Raw genomic sequence first — 14,471 nt, 5'->3', positions numbered from 1 at the left:
CATGACCCTCCCCACCATCAAACAGGTGCGTGCCTATGTGGTGCGCGGCGGCGGTGCGGACTATCACGACCAGGGCGACGGCCACTGGATCGACGACCATATCGCAACACCCATGGCCAAGTACCCGGAATACCGGCAGAGCCGGCAGAGCTTCGGCATCAATGTGCTGGGTACCCTGGTGGTGGAGATCGAGGCCAGCGATGGCACCGTCGGCTTCGCCGTCACCACGGGCGGCGAGCCCGCCGCCTATATCGTGGAAAAGCACCTGGCCCGCTTCCTGGAGGGCCGCAGCCCCACCGACTACGAGAAGATCTGGGACCAGATGTACTTCGGGACCCAGTATTACGGCCGCAAGGGTCTGGTGGTGAACGCCATCTCCGGCGTCGACCTGGCCCTGTGGGACCTCTTGGGCAAGCTGCGGCAGGAGCCTGTCTACCACCTGCTGGGTGGGGCCGTGCGCGATGAGCTCAGCTTCTACGCCACCGGCGCGCGGCCGGACTTGGCCAAGGGCATGGGTTTCATCGGTGGCAAGATGCCCCTGCACCACGGCCCGGCCGAGGGCGAGGAGGGCCTGAAGAAGAATATCCAGGAACTGGCCACCATGCGCGAGCGCTGCGGCGATGATTTCTGGCTGATGTTCGATTGCTGGATGGCGCTGGACCTGAACTACGCCACCCGCCTGGCCCACAAGGCCAAGGAATATGGCCTGAAGTGGATCGAGGAGGCGCTGAGCCCCGACGATTACTGGGGCTATGCCGCCCTGAAGAAGGCCGCCCCCGCCGGCATGCTGGTGACCACCGGCGAGCATGAGGCCACCCGCTGGGGCTTCCGCATGCTGATGGAGATGGAGTGCTGCGACATCATCCAGCCCGACGTGGGCTGGTGCGGCGGCGTTACCGAGCTGCTGAAGATCTCCGCCATGGCCGACAGCCGGGGTGTGATGGTCATCCCCCATGGCTCCAGCGTCTACAGCTACCACTTCGTCATCACCCGGCATAACAGCCCGTTCGCCGAGTTCCTGATGATGGCGCCGAAGGCCGACCAGGTTCAGCCCATGTTCCACCCCCAGCTGCTGGGTGAGCCGGTGCCGGAGAACGGCCGCCTCAAGGCCACGGCCCTGGACAAGCCCGGTTTCGGTGTGGAGCTCAACCCCGCCGTCACCCTGCACCGCCCCTATACGCATTGAACATATTGCAAGGTCATATCCCATGAAACTCTTGCGCTACGGCCCTCAGGGCCAGGAGCGGCCCGGCCTGCTGGACGCGGACGGCCGCATCCGCGACCTGTCCGGTGCCATCGCCGACATCACGCCCGAGGCCCTGTCCCCCGCCGGGCTCGACCGGCTGCGCGCCCTCGACCCCACCACCCTGCCCTTGGTCGACGGCGATCCCCGCCTGGGTGTCCCCCTGGCCCGGGTGGGCAAGTTCCTGGCCATCGGCCTGAACTATGCCGACCACGCCAAGGAAGCCAACCTGCCCATTCCCAGCGAACCCATCCTGTTCACCAAGGCCACCAGCTGCCTGAACGGGCCGGACGACGATGTCATGCTGCCCCAGGACAGCGCCAAGTCGGATTGGGAGGTGGAATTGGGCGTGGTCTTCGGCCGCACCGCCCGCTATGTGCCCCAGGACCAGGCGCTGGACTATGTCGCCGGCTATGTCCTGGTCAACGACGTCTCGGAACGCTTCAACCAGAAGGAACGCGGCAGCCAGTGGGACAAGGGCAAGGGCCACGACACCTTCGGCCCCGTGGGCCCCTGGCTGGTCACCGCCGATGAGGTGGGCGATCCGCAGGACCTGGACATGTGGCTGGACCTCAACGGCCGGCGCATGCAGACCGGCAACACCCGCACCATGATCTTCGGCGTGGCCGAACTGATCGCCTATGTCAGCCGCTTCATCACCCTGGAGCCGGGCGACATCCTGACCACCGGCACGCCCCCGGGCGTGGGGGAGGGCCAGAAGCCCGACATGGTGTTCCTGAAGGCCGGGGATGTCATGACCCTGGGCATCGCCAAGCTGGGGACGCAGCGGCAGAAGGTGGTGGCATGGTTCAACCGGGAGGATCAGGCGTGACGACAGTGTTTCAAGGCCGCTTCGACGGCCGCACGGCCATTATCACCGGTGGCGCCTCCGGCCTGGGCAAGGAGACCGCCCGCCGCCTGGTGGCGGAGGGGGCCAAGGTCGCCCTGTGGGACGTGCAGGAAGACCGGCTGGCGGCAGCAGCGGCCGACGTGGGCGCCATCCACACCGTGGCCCTCGACGTGACCGACGCCACGGCGGTGGAAGCCGCCGCCAAGGCCAGCCACCAGGCTCTGGGCGGCCGGGTGGACATCCTGGTGGCCTCGGCCGGCATCACCGGCGCCACCGTGCCGGTGCATGAGTTCCCGCTGGACAACTGGCGCCGCACCATCGACATCAACCTCAACGGCCTGTTCTACTGCTGCCGCGCCGTCGTGCCGCTGATGCTGGCCCAGGGCTATGGCCGCATCGTCAACGTCGCCTCCGTCGCCGGCAAGGAAGGCAACCCCAACGCGTCGGCCTATTCCGCCAGCAAGGCCGGGGTGATCGGCCTGACCAAGTCCCTGGGCAAGGAACTGGCCGGCAAGGGCGTGATGGTCAACAGCATCACCCCCGCCACCTTCGACAGCCCCATCCTGGACCAGCTGCCGCAAAGCCAGGTGGACTATATGCGCTCGAAAATCCCCATGGGCCGCCTGGGCCATGTGGAAGAAAGCGCCGCGATGGTCTGTTTCATGGCGTCGGAAGAATGTTCTTTCACCACCGCGTCGACGTTCGATACCTCCGGGGGCAGAACGACTTATTGAATGTATGAATACCGGCCGGGCCTGCAATGGGTCCGGCCGTTTAAGAATGAACGAATACGGGAGGAACACGCGGACCATGGCTGACGCGCTGATCCTGGTCGACCCCCACATGCACCTGTGGGACCTGGCCCATATCCGCTATCCCTGGCTGACGCCGCCGTTGGGCGACGGCGGGGTCAATGGCGATGTCACACCCATCGCCCATGACCAGGGCGTGGACGACTATCTGGCCGCCGCCGGTGAGTTGCCCGAGGGCTGGACCTTGGGCAAGAGCGTGCACATCGACGCCGGCGCCCACCCAGACGACGCCTTGAAGGAAAGCGCCTGGCTGCAAGGCCTGGCCGACAGGACCGGCTTCCCCCACGGCATCGTCGGCTATGCCGCGCTGGAGGCGCCTGACGCGGAGCGGGTGTTAGCCGCCCACGCCCAATCCCGCAATATACGCGGCATTCGTCAAATTCTGAATTGGCACCCCGACCCGGCCAAGACCTACACGCCGCGCGACCTGCTGCCGGATGCCGCCTGGCAGGCGGGCTTCGGCCTGCTGGCCAAGTATGGCTTGTCCTTCGACCTGCAAATCTATCCCGGGCAAATGGCGGCAGCCGCCGACCTCGCCGCCCGCCATCCCGGTACCACCCTGATCCTGAACCATACCGGCATGCCGGTGGACAAGGACGCGGACGGCCTGGCGCTGTGGCGCGCAGGCATGGCGGCGCTGGCCCGCCACCCTAACGTCCAGGTCAAAATCTCCGGCCTGGGTATGCTGGACCGGGCCTGGACCCCGGACAGCATCCGCCCCTTCATCCTGCACACCATCGAGCTGTTCGGGGTGGAACGCTGCATGGTGGCCAGCAATTTCCCGGTCGACGGCCTGGGCGGCCGCTTCGGCGCCTATTTCCAGGCCTACGACCATATCACCCGCGATTTCTCACGCGACGAGCGCGCCGCTCTGTTCGGCGGCACCGCCACGCGCGTCTATCGCCTGAACTGACAAGAAGAGCATCGGGGAGGAGAGAATACAGATGGGTGCCAATCCCGTATTGGGCGTGTTCTTCCACTGGCTGGGCGGTCTCGCCTCCGCCAGTTTCTATGTGCCCTACCGGGGCGTGCGCAACTGGTCCTGGCCCGTGTTCTGGCTGGTGGGCGGGGTGTTCAGCTGGATCCTGGCCCCCTGGCTGTTCGCGCTGATCAAGACGGAGAATCTGGGGACCGTGCTGGCCGCCACGCCCGCCCGCACCCTGTTCCTGTGCTATCTCTTCGGCGCCCTATGGGGCCTGGGCGGCCTGACCTTCGGCCTCACCCTGCGCTATCTTGGCATGTCCTTGGGCATGGCGGTGGCGCTGGGCCTGACCGCCGCCTTCGGCACCCTGATCCCGCCGCTGGTGAGCGGGGAGCTGATCACCCTGGCCGGGACCAGCCACGGCCTGGTCATCCTGGGCGGTGTCAGCCTGTGCCTGGTGGGCATCGCCATCGTCGGCTGGGCCGGCCGGCTGAAGGAGGGCGATGGGGTGGAACAGCAGGGCGTGGCCGAGTTCGACTTCCGGCGCGGCATCCTGATCGCCCTCTTCTCCGGCATCATGAGCAGCTGCTTCGCCTACGGCCTGGCGGCGGGCGAACCCATCCGCCAGCTGACCCTGGCCCAGGGTACCGATCCGCTGTCCCAAGGCCTGCCGGTGCTGGTGGTGGTGCTGTCCGGCGGCTTCACCAGCAATTTCATCTGGTGCCTTTACCTCATCCTGCGCGACGGCTGCCTGCCGGAGTTCACCGGCCGCCGAGGCCACACCGCGGCGGCCCCGCCTCCCCTGCTGCGCAACTACGCCCTGTGCGCGGTGGCCGGCATCGCCTGGTATCTGCAGTTTTTCTTCTACACCATGGGTGAAAGCCAGATGGGCCGCTTCGGCTTCTCCAGCTGGACCCTGCACATGGCCAGCATCATCATCTTCGCCACCCTATGGGGTTTCATGCTGCAGGAATGGGCCGGCTCCAGCCGCCGCACCCGCGCCGTGTTGGGCGTGGGCATCGCCATGCTGGTGCTGTCCACCTGCGTCATCGGCCTGGGTAACTACCTGGGATCGCTATAACCGAAGCGGCTACTCCCACTCGATTGCTCGGGGCCGAACCAACCATCTGAATTCATTGCAGAAAATATTTTCGGACCAGTTATTACCGGCCCAGGACCCGTCAGAAAGCTACACTATTGATATCACCAAGGAATTTCCGCCGACCTCCGCAGGTCATCTATCGACTACTATCGGCTTTTCCACATCCTTTTCCGGCTCTGACGTCCGAACTCAAGCGCGACCAATAGTACCGTCAGCGTTGGCAGAATCAGTCCGTTTCTGCGACCTTTGCGCTAATGGCAGGAAGCTCAGAACGCCTCGGTATATGGAGCCAATCCAGCCACCTTGAGCTCGTCGCGATCGAGGAGCGAGACAGAAGCCGGTTTCAATTACTCGGTGCGCGCATGGCAGCAGCCATCCTCAAGGCTGTGCGAGCCGTCCGGCGGCGAAGTCGCGTGCGAGGGCGATAAAGGCCTGGAAAGCCGCGGAGGAATTGCGCCGATTAGAATAGTAAAGGCATAGTGGCACCAGCGGCGGCGTCCAGTCTTCGAGGACGCGGACGAGCCGACCTGCCGCGATGTCCTCGCGGACATCGGTGTCCATGAAATAGCCGATCCCCACGCCGTTCGTCACCGCGATCCGGGCCAGAGACGCTTCGTCAAGAGTGATCGGGCCCTCGACGTCGAGCTGTAGCTCTTCGCCCCCCTTCTCGAACCGCCATCGGAACAATGCGCCACTGGGAAGCCGCACGCGAACGCAGGGATAGGTGAGCAATTCCTGCGGCACTTGCGGGATCGCCCTGCTTTGAAAAAAGTCGGGGGATGCGGCAATCGCCATGCGCCGCATCTGACCCAGCGGTATGGCGATCGCGTCGGTGGGCACCAGATCGGCGCTGCGCACCCCCAGATCGAAACCCGCCGCCACGACATCGACAAGGCGTCCCTCGGTGACGAGGTCGATATGAACCTGCGGATAGCGTTGCAGATAGGTCAGGACCAGCGGCGCCATGATCTCGCGCGCCGCCGTCGCGAAGGCATTGATGCGCAAGGTGCCGGACGGCGTCTCCTGCTGGGATCGCGCCGTATTCATCGCTTTCTGAATGTCCTCGAGCGCTGGTTTGATTTGCGCCACGAAGATCCGCCCCGCATAGGTGAGCGAGACGCTGCGCGTCGTGCGATTGAACAGTCGCACCGCAAGTTCCCTCTCGAGCTTGCCCACCGCGTTGCTGATGGCCGTGGTCGACATGCCGAGTTCGAGCGCCGCCGCTCGAAACGAGCCGCACCGCACGATGGCGAGAACCGCCTCCAGCTCTATCAGTGAATGGCGAGTCATTATTCCGATTTCCGTGACACCCTATGCCGGTTTGTCTCGATTATCAGGCGAACAGTCCATCGCTAAATGAGCCTCATCACCGTTGAGGAGATGAGCATGTCAATAGACCTACCCAAGCCGATCGCCGACTATGTCGAAGCAAACGCCCGTCTCGATATCGACGGCATGCTGAAGCCCTTCCTGCGCGATGCCGTATTCATCGATAACGGCAAGCATTTCGAGGGGCATGCCGCGATCCGCCAGTTGTTCGAGGAAGAAGTGATCCCGGTGAAAGCGATCTTCACGCCCGATACTGTTCGGGAAGAAGAAGGCGATGTCATTGTCGAGGGTCCCGCACACGGTGACTTCCCGGGCAGCCCGCTCCGCTTCACCTATCGCTTCACGCTGGTAAACGGCGCCATCAAGACGCTGGAGACGACCGTATGAGCATCAAGGTTGATCCCACCGAGTTCGCCGGCAAGCGCGTGCTCGTCAGCGGTGGCACCAAGGGCCTGGGCCGCGCCACGGTCGAGCGCTTCCTCGCTGGCGGCGCGCGAGTCATTACCGCTGCCCGCTCGATCAAGGGTCCCATCAAGGGCGTTGAATACGTCGAAGCCGACCTAACCACGGTGGAGGGCGGCGAAGCGCTCGCCAAGGCGGCGGTTGAGCGGCTTGGCGGGATCGACATCCTCGCCCATGTCGTCGGCGGTTCGGAAATGCCACCCGGCGGCTTTGTCGCGCTGACAGACGACATCTGGCTCTCGGAACTCAATTTGAACCTGCTGGCGACAGTTCGCCTTGATCGCCTTCTGATCCCGCAGATGATTGAGCGAGGCAGCGGCGCAGTGGTACACGTCACCTCGACCCAGTCGGTGCTGCCTCTCCCCGAGTCCACTACCGCCTACGCCGCCGCCAAGGGGGCGCTGAGAACCTACAGCAAATCCATTTCCAAGGAGCTGGGGCCAAAGGGGGTCCGGGTCAACATCGTCTGTCCCGGATGGATCATGACCGAGGGCGCCGTCGACCTCGTCAAGGGCATGCAGTTTAGCAATGGCGGTACGTTCGAGGAAGCACGGCAGGCTGTCATGGCCTGGATAGGTGGGATCCCGATCGGACGCGGCGCCGAGCCGGCAGAGGTCGCCGACCTTATCGCCTTCTTGGCCTCAGATCGGGCCGCCGCCATCCATGGCTCCGAGTTCGTCATCGACGGCGGGACTGTTCCGACCGTCTGAGATTCTGCCCGAACGTTCGCCCTCCCTCTGTGGAGGGCGATTGTCGGAACGCGGACAAAAGCTATTGATCGCCGCCGAGGCAGGTATATCCCAATCTACGGCATCATTCAGGATATATCGCAACAGCAAAATCGCCGAGCTTACGACGCAGTATCCGACGCTATCCGAACGTACGACCCGTCACTCCCACTCGATTGTTCGGGGTCGAATTAACCGATTGAATTCATTGAAGAAAAATATTTCTTCGCCCAAATACTACCGGCCTAGGACCCGTCAAAAAGCTACACTGCTGATATCGTTAAGGAATTTCCGACGACGTCCGCAAGCCATCTATCGGCTACTATCGGTTCTTCCTGATCCTGTACAGCTCTGACGCCCAAACCCAGATTGCGGCGAAAAGTACCGTCAGCGTTGGCACAACCCGGCGCCTACGCGAACAGGCAAAGTCTGGCTTGCATCGGATCCGACGCCTACCGGAATGACCACCAAGTCGTTGCCTAGCGTATCGTTCGGCATTGCCACTGGCGAGATGCGCCTCCGACGCAGCAAATTGGCCAACAGCTTTCTCGGCCTGGTCCATATCGCCACCGCTCGATACTGGCTCAAATTTGTCCACACACGCCTTAGCTTGCATCATACCGGACGCGAGCGTCCTGGATGTTCTCCTGACTGGCGTATGCCCACGTGACGAGACCCATTACCGGCGCAAGAAGCGTCCGCCCCACCTCCGTCAGCTCATAATCCACGCGCGGCGGAATAGTGGGGAACAATGTCCGCTTCACCAACCCGTCGCGTTCCAGTCCGCGCAAGGTGATCGTCAACATCCGCTGCGAGATGCCGTCGATCCGACGCCGCAGCTCATTGAACCGAACTGGTCCATCTTTGAGCGTTGCGATGATGTACAGGCTCCATTTGTCGCCGACGAGATCAAGGATTTCCCGAACCATCCGACAGTCGTCCCCTTTGCTGGGGGTGGGAAAATCAATGTCACTAAGTGTCATTGGAGTGCCTTCTTGCGAGGGACAGGGCAGTCACCTTAATAGTGTTGGTATCAAGAGTTTACTACCCTGTTCACGTCGGAGCAACCATGTCCAACATCCTCCTCGTTACATCGAGCCCTCGTGGCGCCGAGAGCCTGTCCACCCGTTTCGCGACCGAGATCGCCGAAGGCTTCAAGGTTCGCTTGGGCGGCACCGTTTTGACGCGCGATCTGGCGGCTAACCCGCTCCCGCATATCGGCCAAGCGTACATTCAAGGCCGCGTCGCGGCCCCCGAGGCGCGCACACCCGAGCAGCTCAAGGCGGTCGGCCTTGCGCAGGAGCTCGTCGATGAGGTGAAGGCTGCTGACGTGATCGTCTTGGGTTCAGGCATGATCAATTTCGGTCTGTCGTCGCAGTTGAAGGCCTGGTTCGATCACATCACTTGGCCGCGCGTGACCTTTGGTTATAACGAAGCCGGCAGGCCGCAGGGATTGTTGACCGGCAAGAAGGTCTATGTCGTCACGGCCGCAGGCGGCGTCTTCTCAGAAGGCGACTGGGCCGCCTTTGATTTCCAGACCGGCTATCTGCGCCACCTCCTGGGCTTCATAGGCCTGACCGACATCGAAATCGTCCGCGTGGAGGGAACCGTCTTCGGGCCTGAGGCGGCCAAGGCCGCCATCGCCGCCACCGAAGCTCAGGTTCGTTCGGTCTTGGAAAAGGCCGCCTGAAAGCGGAGCGGCCGGCTGCTCAGGCGACCATGCATGTCAGCAGCTAGAGCAGTCGATCCAAGCCAAAGACCACGAGGAAGATGAGATGAAAATTGCTCTCTTTGGAGGGACCGGACCAACCGGAAGACACATTATCGAAGAGGCGCTCCGACAAGGATATAAGCTGTCCGTCTACACGCGCGACGCCGGAAAACTTTCGGCCTTTGGTAGCAAGATTGAGGTCATCGTCGGTGACCTGAACAATCGCGAAGCGATCAAGGCGTGCGTCGCGGGCTCTGACGCGGTGATCAGCGCCTTGGGCCCCAACAGTCTGAAAGCGCGCGAGAAACGGCCGATCATGCGCGGCGTCGGTACGATCATCTCTGTCATGGAAGAGCTGAACGTTCGTCGCCTCATCCAGATCTCGACGGCCGCCTATCGTGATCCGAAGGATGGTTTCGACCTCAAGTCGCAAGCATTCGTCATGCTGTTCAAGGTCATCGTTCGCAACGCCTATGACGACATCAAGGCGACCGCTGAACTGGTGAGCAACTCACGCCTCGATTGGACGCTGGTTCGGATTCCCAACCTCAAGGATGGGTCCGCAACAGGCCAAGTGGACATTGGCTGGTACGGCAGGACGAAGCTCGGCACGAAGCTGTCGCGCGGGAACCTTGCGAAATTCCTGGTCGATCAGGTCGCAGCCAAGGAGTTCGTGAACGCAGCGCCGGGGATAGCCAATCGTAGCTGAGGGCAAAGGGTATCCGCGATCTGCGGGACAGACCCAGGCGCTCGTCAAACGGAAGGAGAAACCTATGCCATCCGAGGGGTTCACGACGGCTGATGTGCCCGATCAGTCAGGCAAGTGCTTCATCGTTACGGGGGCCAATACCGGCATAGGCTTTGAAGTGGCGAGCGCGCTGGCGGCGCGGCGTGCGCGAGTGCTGCTCGCATGCCGCGACGAGGCGAAGGCGAGAGCCGCGATGAGCCGGATTCGTCAAAAGACTTCGGGAGCTGAGCTCGCGTTCCTACCACTTGACCTGGCGGATTTGGCGAGCGTGCGACGGGCGGCTGAACTGGCCGCCAAGGAGCCGTGTGTCGACGTGCTGATCAACAATGCCGGCGTGCAGGGACCGACGCTCAAGCACACAGCGCAGGGCTTCGAGCAGACGTTCGGCGTCAATCATCTTGGCTGCTTCGCGTTCAGCGCGCTCATGCTGCCGAAACTCATGGAAACGCCCGGATCGCGCATCGTCATCACGAGCAGCGGGCAGCATAAGGGCGCGAAGATCGAATGGGACGACCTTAGCGCTCAGAAGAGCTACAGGTGGCTTCCACGCTATGGCGCCAGCAAGCTCGCGAACCTGCTCTTCGTCTTCGAGTTGGATCGGCGGCTGAGGGCGGCAGGAGCGCCGGTAACGGCGGTGGCCTGCCACCCGGGTCTTGTCGGGACAAACCTCGCCCGCGGCAGCCGGTGGGGCAACATAGTGATGTCGCTGATCGGCTTGCTATTCGCCACGCCCGCCATGGGCGCCTGGGGCGCGCTGCACGCAGCGACCGGACGAGTAAAGCCAGGCGGTTACTACGGGCCGACGGGACTCTCCGGGCTGCGCGGTCCTTCCGGTGAAGGTGTTCCCTCCAAGGACGCGAGGAATCCGCAGCTCGCCAAGCGACTGTGGGATGTGTCCGTCAAAATGACCAGGATCGACCCTGACTTGCCCTCCGTCGATGGCCCGTCCTGACTTATGGATGGAAGGCGCTGCAGTCGACGCGAAATGGCTCAATTAATCCAAGACTGTCGGTTCAACGACCAGAAGAATGAGATAATGCTGCAAATCGATCTTTACATCGAGGTCACCTGCCCCTGGTGCATCATCGGGCATCACCGTCTCGACAAGGTCCTGGCGGAACGCTTCCCCGATCTGGACGTGGACATCCGCCAACATCCGGTCCTTCTGCTTCCCGATGCACCGGCCGAGGGCCTCTACATTCCCGATCTTCTCCTCTCGCGCTATGGCGTGACGGATCCGAAGGCGTCGTTCGCCCGGCCGGAGGCGGAAGCGCGGGCATCTGGCCTTGATCTCGACCTGAGCCGTCAGCCCTGGACCTACAGGACGCAGGCAGCGCACGGGTTGATCCTTGCGGCGCGAGTAAAAGGAACGCAGCATCAGTTCGCGGTCGCGATCACCGATGCCCATTTCCTGAAAGCAAGGAACATCTCAGACGCCGATGTCCTCGCGGACATTGCCGTGGCCTATGGGTTCGAACGCGAAGAAGCTCGTGCGATAGCGCTCGACCGCGAGCAACACAGACGTGTCGAGCAGGAGGCGGCCAAATCGATGGCGGCCGGGGTCAGGTCAGTGCCCCACTTTGTATTTGGCGGACGCATCGCCATCAACGGAGGACGCAGCGAAGACGAGATTGCATCGGCTATCCGTGAGGCTGCTGGTGTCGCCGCGTCCGCCTAGCAGCGACCGGGTCACCATCGCAGCGAAACACTCAGGGTTGCGCTCCAATGCAAAAGCGGCCTGCAACTTCCGCTCCATCGTCGGCCACAGGGCCATGCTTGCTCAAAGTCGTTTACACGCCTAGCCGAGTGGCGGCTGAAGGCCTACGCTCCGGGTGTCATTAGGTTGCGGTCGCGAGGACAAATTGTAAGCGTCGTCTGTGGGCTGCCTTGTTGGATCGGGGGCTGTTGTGCTGAAAGCTATGTGTCGGCGGCGCGTGGGTGTGTGGCCGGCTTGGCATCATGGCAAGCAGTGTGGTTTGCACCGTGGCAGTCCAACGTATCGAGGTCATCACCGGGGCCGGTGGGCGTCGCGCCTATTCGGCGGAGGAGAAGATTCGCCTCGTGGGCGAGGCGCGTGGTGGTCGCGGCGCCGTGGCGGCGGTGGCACGGCGCCATGGGGTGTGCAGCAGCCTGATCTACCGATGGCGCCGGCAGATCCGGAGCGGCGAACTCTCCCCTGAGGCGGCGTCCTTTGTGCCGGTGCATCTGGTTGACGCGGCGCCCCCTGCCGGCGTGGGGTCCCCCGCCGTGCTGCCCTCCCAACCACCGGGGCCGCCCGTTGAGCGGCAGGCCGCCCTGGTCGAGGTGGTGCTCACCAACGGCCGGGTACTGCGTGTCGGCGAGGACATCGCCCCCGCCACGCTCCGTCGGCTGGCCGATGTGCTGGACGGCCGGTGATCACGGTTCCCGCCGGCGTGCGGATTTACCTGGCGATGGGCGCCACCGACATGCGCAAGGGCATGGACGGGTTGGCCATGCTGGCCCAGGAGGTTCTGAAGCAGGACCCGTTCGCCGGCCATCTCTTCGTCTTCCGTGGCCGGCAAGGGCACCTGGTGAAGGTGCTGTACTGGGATGGCCAGGGTTATTGCCTGTTCGCCAAGCGCCTGGAGAAAGGCCGCTTCGTGTGGCCGATCAGCCGCGAGGGAGTGGCGGCTCTCACCCCGGCCCAACTCGGGATGCTTCTTGAAGGCATGGACTGGCGGGCTCCGCAGCGACCCTGGCGTCCGGAGACGGCGGGGTGAGTCCGGGCTGCCACGCTCGCCGGTGATCGGCGCGATGACGGTGATCGGTCCTCCTCGTGGTGGCGCCCTTCCTGTAGAATCGGCCCATGTCGTCCATCGCCGATCCACTGCCCGCTCCATTGCCCAATGAGGTCGAGGCGTTGCGCGCGATCATCGCCGCGCAGGCTGCGGAGTTGGAGGCTGAGCGCCGGCGCCGTGAGGCCAGCGAGACCGAACTGGCGGCCGCCAAGGCGGGCCTGGTGGCCAAGGCGCTGGAGATGGAGAAGCTCAAGATCCAACTGGCCCGTCTGCGGCGGATGCAGTTCGGTTCGTCTTCCGAGAAGATCGCCCGCGAGATCGAGCAGCTTGAGCTGTCGCTGGAGGACCTGGAGGCCACAACCGCCGCCGAAGCGACGATGGCTGGTGCCGAGCTGTTGCCGACGGCACCGCTGGAGGGGGCGCCCGAGGCCCGCGCCAGGGCTGGCCGGCGCAAGCTGCCGGAACACTTGCCGCGTACCGAGATCGTGCATGCGCCGCACGACGCCTGTCCCTCGTGCGGCGGCACCTTGCGCAAGGTGGGCGAGGACGTCACCGAGGTGCTCGACTACATCCCGGCGCGCTTCACCGTGATCCGCCACGTCCGCCCGGCGCTGTCGTGCCAGTGCTGCGAGGGTATGGTGCAGGCGCCGATGCCGTCGCTGCCCATCGAGCGCGGCCTGCCGTCCGCCGGGCTGCTGGCGCATGTGCTGATCGCCAAATACTGCGATCACCTGCCGCTGTACCGGCAATCCGCCATCTACGCCCGCGAGGGGGTGGAACTGGAACGCTCGCTGCTGGCCGACTGGGTGGGCAAGGCGGCAGCCCTGATGGCCCCCTTGGCCAATGCGATTGCCCAGCACGTGCTGGCCGGATCGGTGCTGCACGCCGACGACACGCCGGTTCCCGTGCTTGAGCCCGGGCGAGGCAAGACCAAGACGGGACGGTTGTGGGTCTACCTGCGTGACGAGCGCCCCCATGCCGGACAAGGCCCGCCGGCGGTGCTGTACCGCTACACGCCCGACCGCAAGGGCGAGCATCCGCAACGGGAACTGGCCGGCTTCCGTGGGTACCTGCATGCCGATGGCTATGGCGGGTTCGATGCCCTGTACGACGGCAGCCGGATCGCCGAAGTGGCCTGCATGGCGCATGTGCGCCGCAAGTTCTTCGACGAACACGTCGAAACCGGCTCTCCCTTGGCCGCGGAGGTGCTCAAGCGCATCGGGGTGCTGTTCGACATCGAACGTTCCCTGGTCGGCCTGTCGGCCGAGGAACGCAGCCTGCTTCGCCAAGCCAAGGCTCGGCCAGCCCTGGACGAACTGGCCGCCTTCCTCGATGCCACGCTGCTGCGCATCCCCGGCAAAGGCGACCTGGCCAAGGCCATCCGCTACGCCCGCTCGCGGTGGACGGCGCTGACGCGCTATGTGGACGACGGCCGGCTGGAGCTCTCCAACAACGCCGCCGAACGGGCGATCAGGCCCCTGGCCATCGGAAGACGCAACTGGATGTTCGCCGGTTCCGACGCCGGTGGGGAACGGGCCGCCGCGATCTACACCATCACCCAGACCGCCAAGCTCAACGGCCTCGATCCCCAGGCCTATCTGCACGACGTGCTCGACCGTATCGCCGACCACCCCATCAACCGCATCACCGACCTGCTGCCCTGGAACATCGTCCAAATGCCCTGAGCCGCGCGCGGATCAACTGGAACCGGCCGCAGCCGTCAGACGACGCTTACGACAAATTTGGGGATAACGCTAGTTCGTGAATTGTGAGCTACGAGCTTTCGACAGCTATCGAAACGCCTA

The 14,471-nt window shown here is 63.9% G+C and carries 16 protein-coding genes; 14 read left to right on the top strand and 2 right to left on the bottom strand.

From position 1 onward, the window contains the following. Nucleotide 1: 1 nt before the first annotated feature. From rhmD to rhaT, 5 genes are all read left to right on the top strand, one after another. Nucleotides 2-1,186 carry an L-rhamnonate dehydratase gene (gene rhmD / locus Y958_RS05045; protein ID WP_088871142.1) on the top strand — a complete coding sequence of 395 codons (1,185 nt, stop codon included), beginning with the start codon at nt 2-4 and terminating at the stop codon, nt 1,184-1,186. Nucleotides 1,187-1,208: 22 nt separating this feature from the next. Further along, nucleotides 1,209-2,075, top strand: a complete 867-nt coding sequence (locus tag Y958_RS05040) for a 2,4-didehydro-3-deoxy-L-rhamnonate hydrolase (protein ID WP_088871141.1) — start codon at nt 1,209-1,211, stop codon at nt 2,073-2,075. After that, a complete protein-coding gene (locus Y958_RS05035) occupies nt 2,072-2,827 on the top strand; it encodes an SDR family NAD(P)-dependent oxidoreductase (protein ID WP_244909378.1) in 756 nt (251 codons plus the stop codon). Before Y958_RS05040 ends, Y958_RS05035 begins: the two co-directional genes overlap by 4 nt. Nucleotides 2,828-2,903: 76 nt before the next feature. Continuing rightward, nucleotides 2,904-3,818, top strand: coding sequence for an amidohydrolase family protein (locus Y958_RS05030; protein ID WP_244909377.1), 915 nt, complete (start codon nt 2,904-2,906; stop codon nt 3,816-3,818). 31 nt (nt 3,819-3,849) lie between these two features. After that, entirely contained in the window at nt 3,850-4,908 is a 1,059-nt protein-coding gene (gene rhaT, locus Y958_RS05025; protein ID WP_040843665.1) for an L-rhamnose/proton symporter RhaT, read from the top strand. Between the two features lie 399 nt (nt 4,909-5,307). Here the strand turns inward: rhaT and Y958_RS05020 are convergent, their stop codons facing one another. Beyond that, nucleotides 5,308-6,219 (bottom strand): LysR family transcriptional regulator, encoded by a 912-nt coding sequence (locus Y958_RS05020; protein ID WP_088871138.1) that lies wholly within the window; start codon nt 6,217-6,219, stop codon nt 5,308-5,310. Nucleotides 6,220-6,285: 66 nt separating this feature from the next. On the opposite strand from Y958_RS05020, the gene Y958_RS05015 reads away from it, so the two are divergent. Together Y958_RS05015 and Y958_RS05010 are read left to right on the top strand one after the other, a co-directional pair. Beyond that, nucleotides 6,286-6,645, top strand: coding sequence for a YybH family protein (locus Y958_RS05015; RefSeq protein WP_211098533.1), 360 nt, complete (start codon nt 6,286-6,288; stop codon nt 6,643-6,645). Next, the gene (locus tag Y958_RS05010) at nt 6,642-7,430 is read left to right on the top strand and encodes an SDR family oxidoreductase (protein ID WP_088871137.1); all 789 of its coding nucleotides are present in this window, start codon (nt 6,642-6,644) and stop codon (nt 7,428-7,430) included. The genes Y958_RS05015 and Y958_RS05010 overlap by 4 nt, the downstream gene beginning before the upstream one ends. 623 nt (nt 7,431-8,053) lie before the next feature. Here the strand turns inward: Y958_RS05010 and Y958_RS05005 are convergent. Continuing rightward, nucleotides 8,054-8,377 carry a winged helix-turn-helix transcriptional regulator gene (locus Y958_RS05005; protein WP_244909376.1) on the bottom strand — a complete coding sequence of 108 codons (324 nt, stop codon included), beginning with the start codon at nt 8,375-8,377 and terminating at the stop codon, nt 8,054-8,056. A 140-nt stretch (nt 8,378-8,517) separates the two neighbouring features. On the opposite strand from Y958_RS05005, the gene Y958_RS05000 reads away from it, so the two are divergent. The 7 genes from Y958_RS05000 to tnpC all read left to right on the top strand — a co-directional run bounded on the left by Y958_RS05000 (nt 8,518) and on the right by tnpC (nt 14,351). Next, nucleotides 8,518-9,138 carry an FMN-dependent NADH-azoreductase gene (locus Y958_RS05000; protein ID WP_088871135.1) on the top strand — a complete coding sequence of 207 codons (621 nt, stop codon included), beginning with the start codon at nt 8,518-8,520 and terminating at the stop codon, nt 9,136-9,138. Between the two features lie 85 nt (nt 9,139-9,223). Next, the gene (locus Y958_RS04995) at nt 9,224-9,868 is read left to right on the top strand and encodes an NAD(P)-dependent oxidoreductase (protein WP_088871134.1); all 645 of its coding nucleotides are present in this window, start codon (nt 9,224-9,226) and stop codon (nt 9,866-9,868) included. 64 nt (nt 9,869-9,932) lie between these two features. Continuing rightward, nucleotides 9,933-10,859, top strand: a complete 927-nt coding sequence (locus Y958_RS04990) for an oxidoreductase (protein ID WP_088871133.1) — start codon at nt 9,933-9,935, stop codon at nt 10,857-10,859. Between the two features lie 84 nt (nt 10,860-10,943). Continuing rightward, on the top strand, nt 10,944-11,585 hold the full coding sequence (locus Y958_RS04985) for a DsbA family oxidoreductase (RefSeq protein ID WP_088872485.1): 642 nt from the start codon (nt 10,944-10,946) through the stop codon (nt 11,583-11,585). 305 nt (nt 11,586-11,890) lie between these two features. Further along, complete coding sequence (gene tnpA / locus Y958_RS04980; protein ID WP_186291266.1) at nt 11,891-12,304, top strand: IS66-like element accessory protein TnpA; 414 nt, start codon at nt 11,891-11,893, stop codon at nt 12,302-12,304. Next, nucleotides 12,301-12,648 carry an IS66 family insertion sequence element accessory protein TnpB gene (gene tnpB / locus Y958_RS04975; protein ID WP_088871131.1) on the top strand — a complete coding sequence of 116 codons (348 nt, stop codon included), beginning with the start codon at nt 12,301-12,303 and terminating at the stop codon, nt 12,646-12,648. The genes tnpA and tnpB overlap by 4 nt, the downstream gene beginning before the upstream one ends. A gap of 86 nt (nt 12,649-12,734) precedes the next feature. Beyond that, complete coding sequence (gene tnpC / locus Y958_RS04970) at nt 12,735-14,351, top strand: IS66 family transposase (protein WP_425600669.1); 1,617 nt, start codon at nt 12,735-12,737, stop codon at nt 14,349-14,351. Nucleotides 14,352-14,471: the final 120 nt, after the last annotated feature.

It is taken from the genome of Nitrospirillum viridazoti CBAmc (assembly GCF_000730165.1).
Taxonomy (GTDB): domain Bacteria; phylum Pseudomonadota; class Alphaproteobacteria; order Azospirillales; family Azospirillaceae; genus Nitrospirillum; species Nitrospirillum viridazoti.
Note: the sequence above shows the minus strand (reverse complement) of the source record. Positions and strands in the feature narration are given on the sequence as shown.

Bases quoted from the DNA above. Each gene is read 5' to 3' on its own strand.
- rhaT (WP_040843665.1), top strand. From the start codon at position 3,850: ATGGGTGCCAATCCCGTATTGGGCGTGTTCTTCCACTGGCTGGGCGGT.
- Y958_RS05010 (WP_088871137.1), top strand. From the start codon at position 6,642: ATGAGCATCAAGGTTGATCCCACCGAGTTCGCCGGCAAGCGCGTGCTC.
- Y958_RS04990 (WP_088871133.1), top strand. From the start codon at position 9,933: ATGCCATCCGAGGGGTTCACGACGGCTGATGTGCCCGATCAGTCAGGC.
- rhmD (WP_088871142.1), top strand. From the start codon at position 2: ATGACCCTCCCCACCATCAAACAGGTGCGTGCCTATGTGGTGCGCGGC.
- Y958_RS05030 (WP_244909377.1), top strand. From the start codon at position 2,904: ATGGCTGACGCGCTGATCCTGGTCGACCCCCACATGCACCTGTGGGAC.
- Y958_RS05015 (WP_211098533.1), top strand. From the start codon at position 6,286: ATGAGCCTCATCACCGTTGAGGAGATGAGCATGTCAATAGACCTACCC.
- Y958_RS05020 (WP_088871138.1), bottom strand. From the start codon at position 6,219: ATGACTCGCCATTCACTGATAGAGCTGGAGGCGGTTCTCGCCATCGTG.
- tnpC (WP_425600669.1), top strand. From the start codon at position 12,735: ATGTCGTCCATCGCCGATCCACTGCCCGCTCCATTGCCCAATGAGGTC.
- Y958_RS04995 (WP_088871134.1), top strand. From the start codon at position 9,224: ATGAAAATTGCTCTCTTTGGAGGGACCGGACCAACCGGAAGACACATT.
- Y958_RS04985 (WP_088872485.1), top strand. From the start codon at position 10,944: ATGCTGCAAATCGATCTTTACATCGAGGTCACCTGCCCCTGGTGCATC.
- Y958_RS05005 (WP_244909376.1), bottom strand. From the start codon at position 8,377: ATGGTTCGGGAAATCCTTGATCTCGTCGGCGACAAATGGAGCCTGTAC.
- Y958_RS05000 (WP_088871135.1), top strand. From the start codon at position 8,518: ATGTCCAACATCCTCCTCGTTACATCGAGCCCTCGTGGCGCCGAGAGC.
- Y958_RS05040 (WP_088871141.1), top strand. From the start codon at position 1,209: ATGAAACTCTTGCGCTACGGCCCTCAGGGCCAGGAGCGGCCCGGCCTG.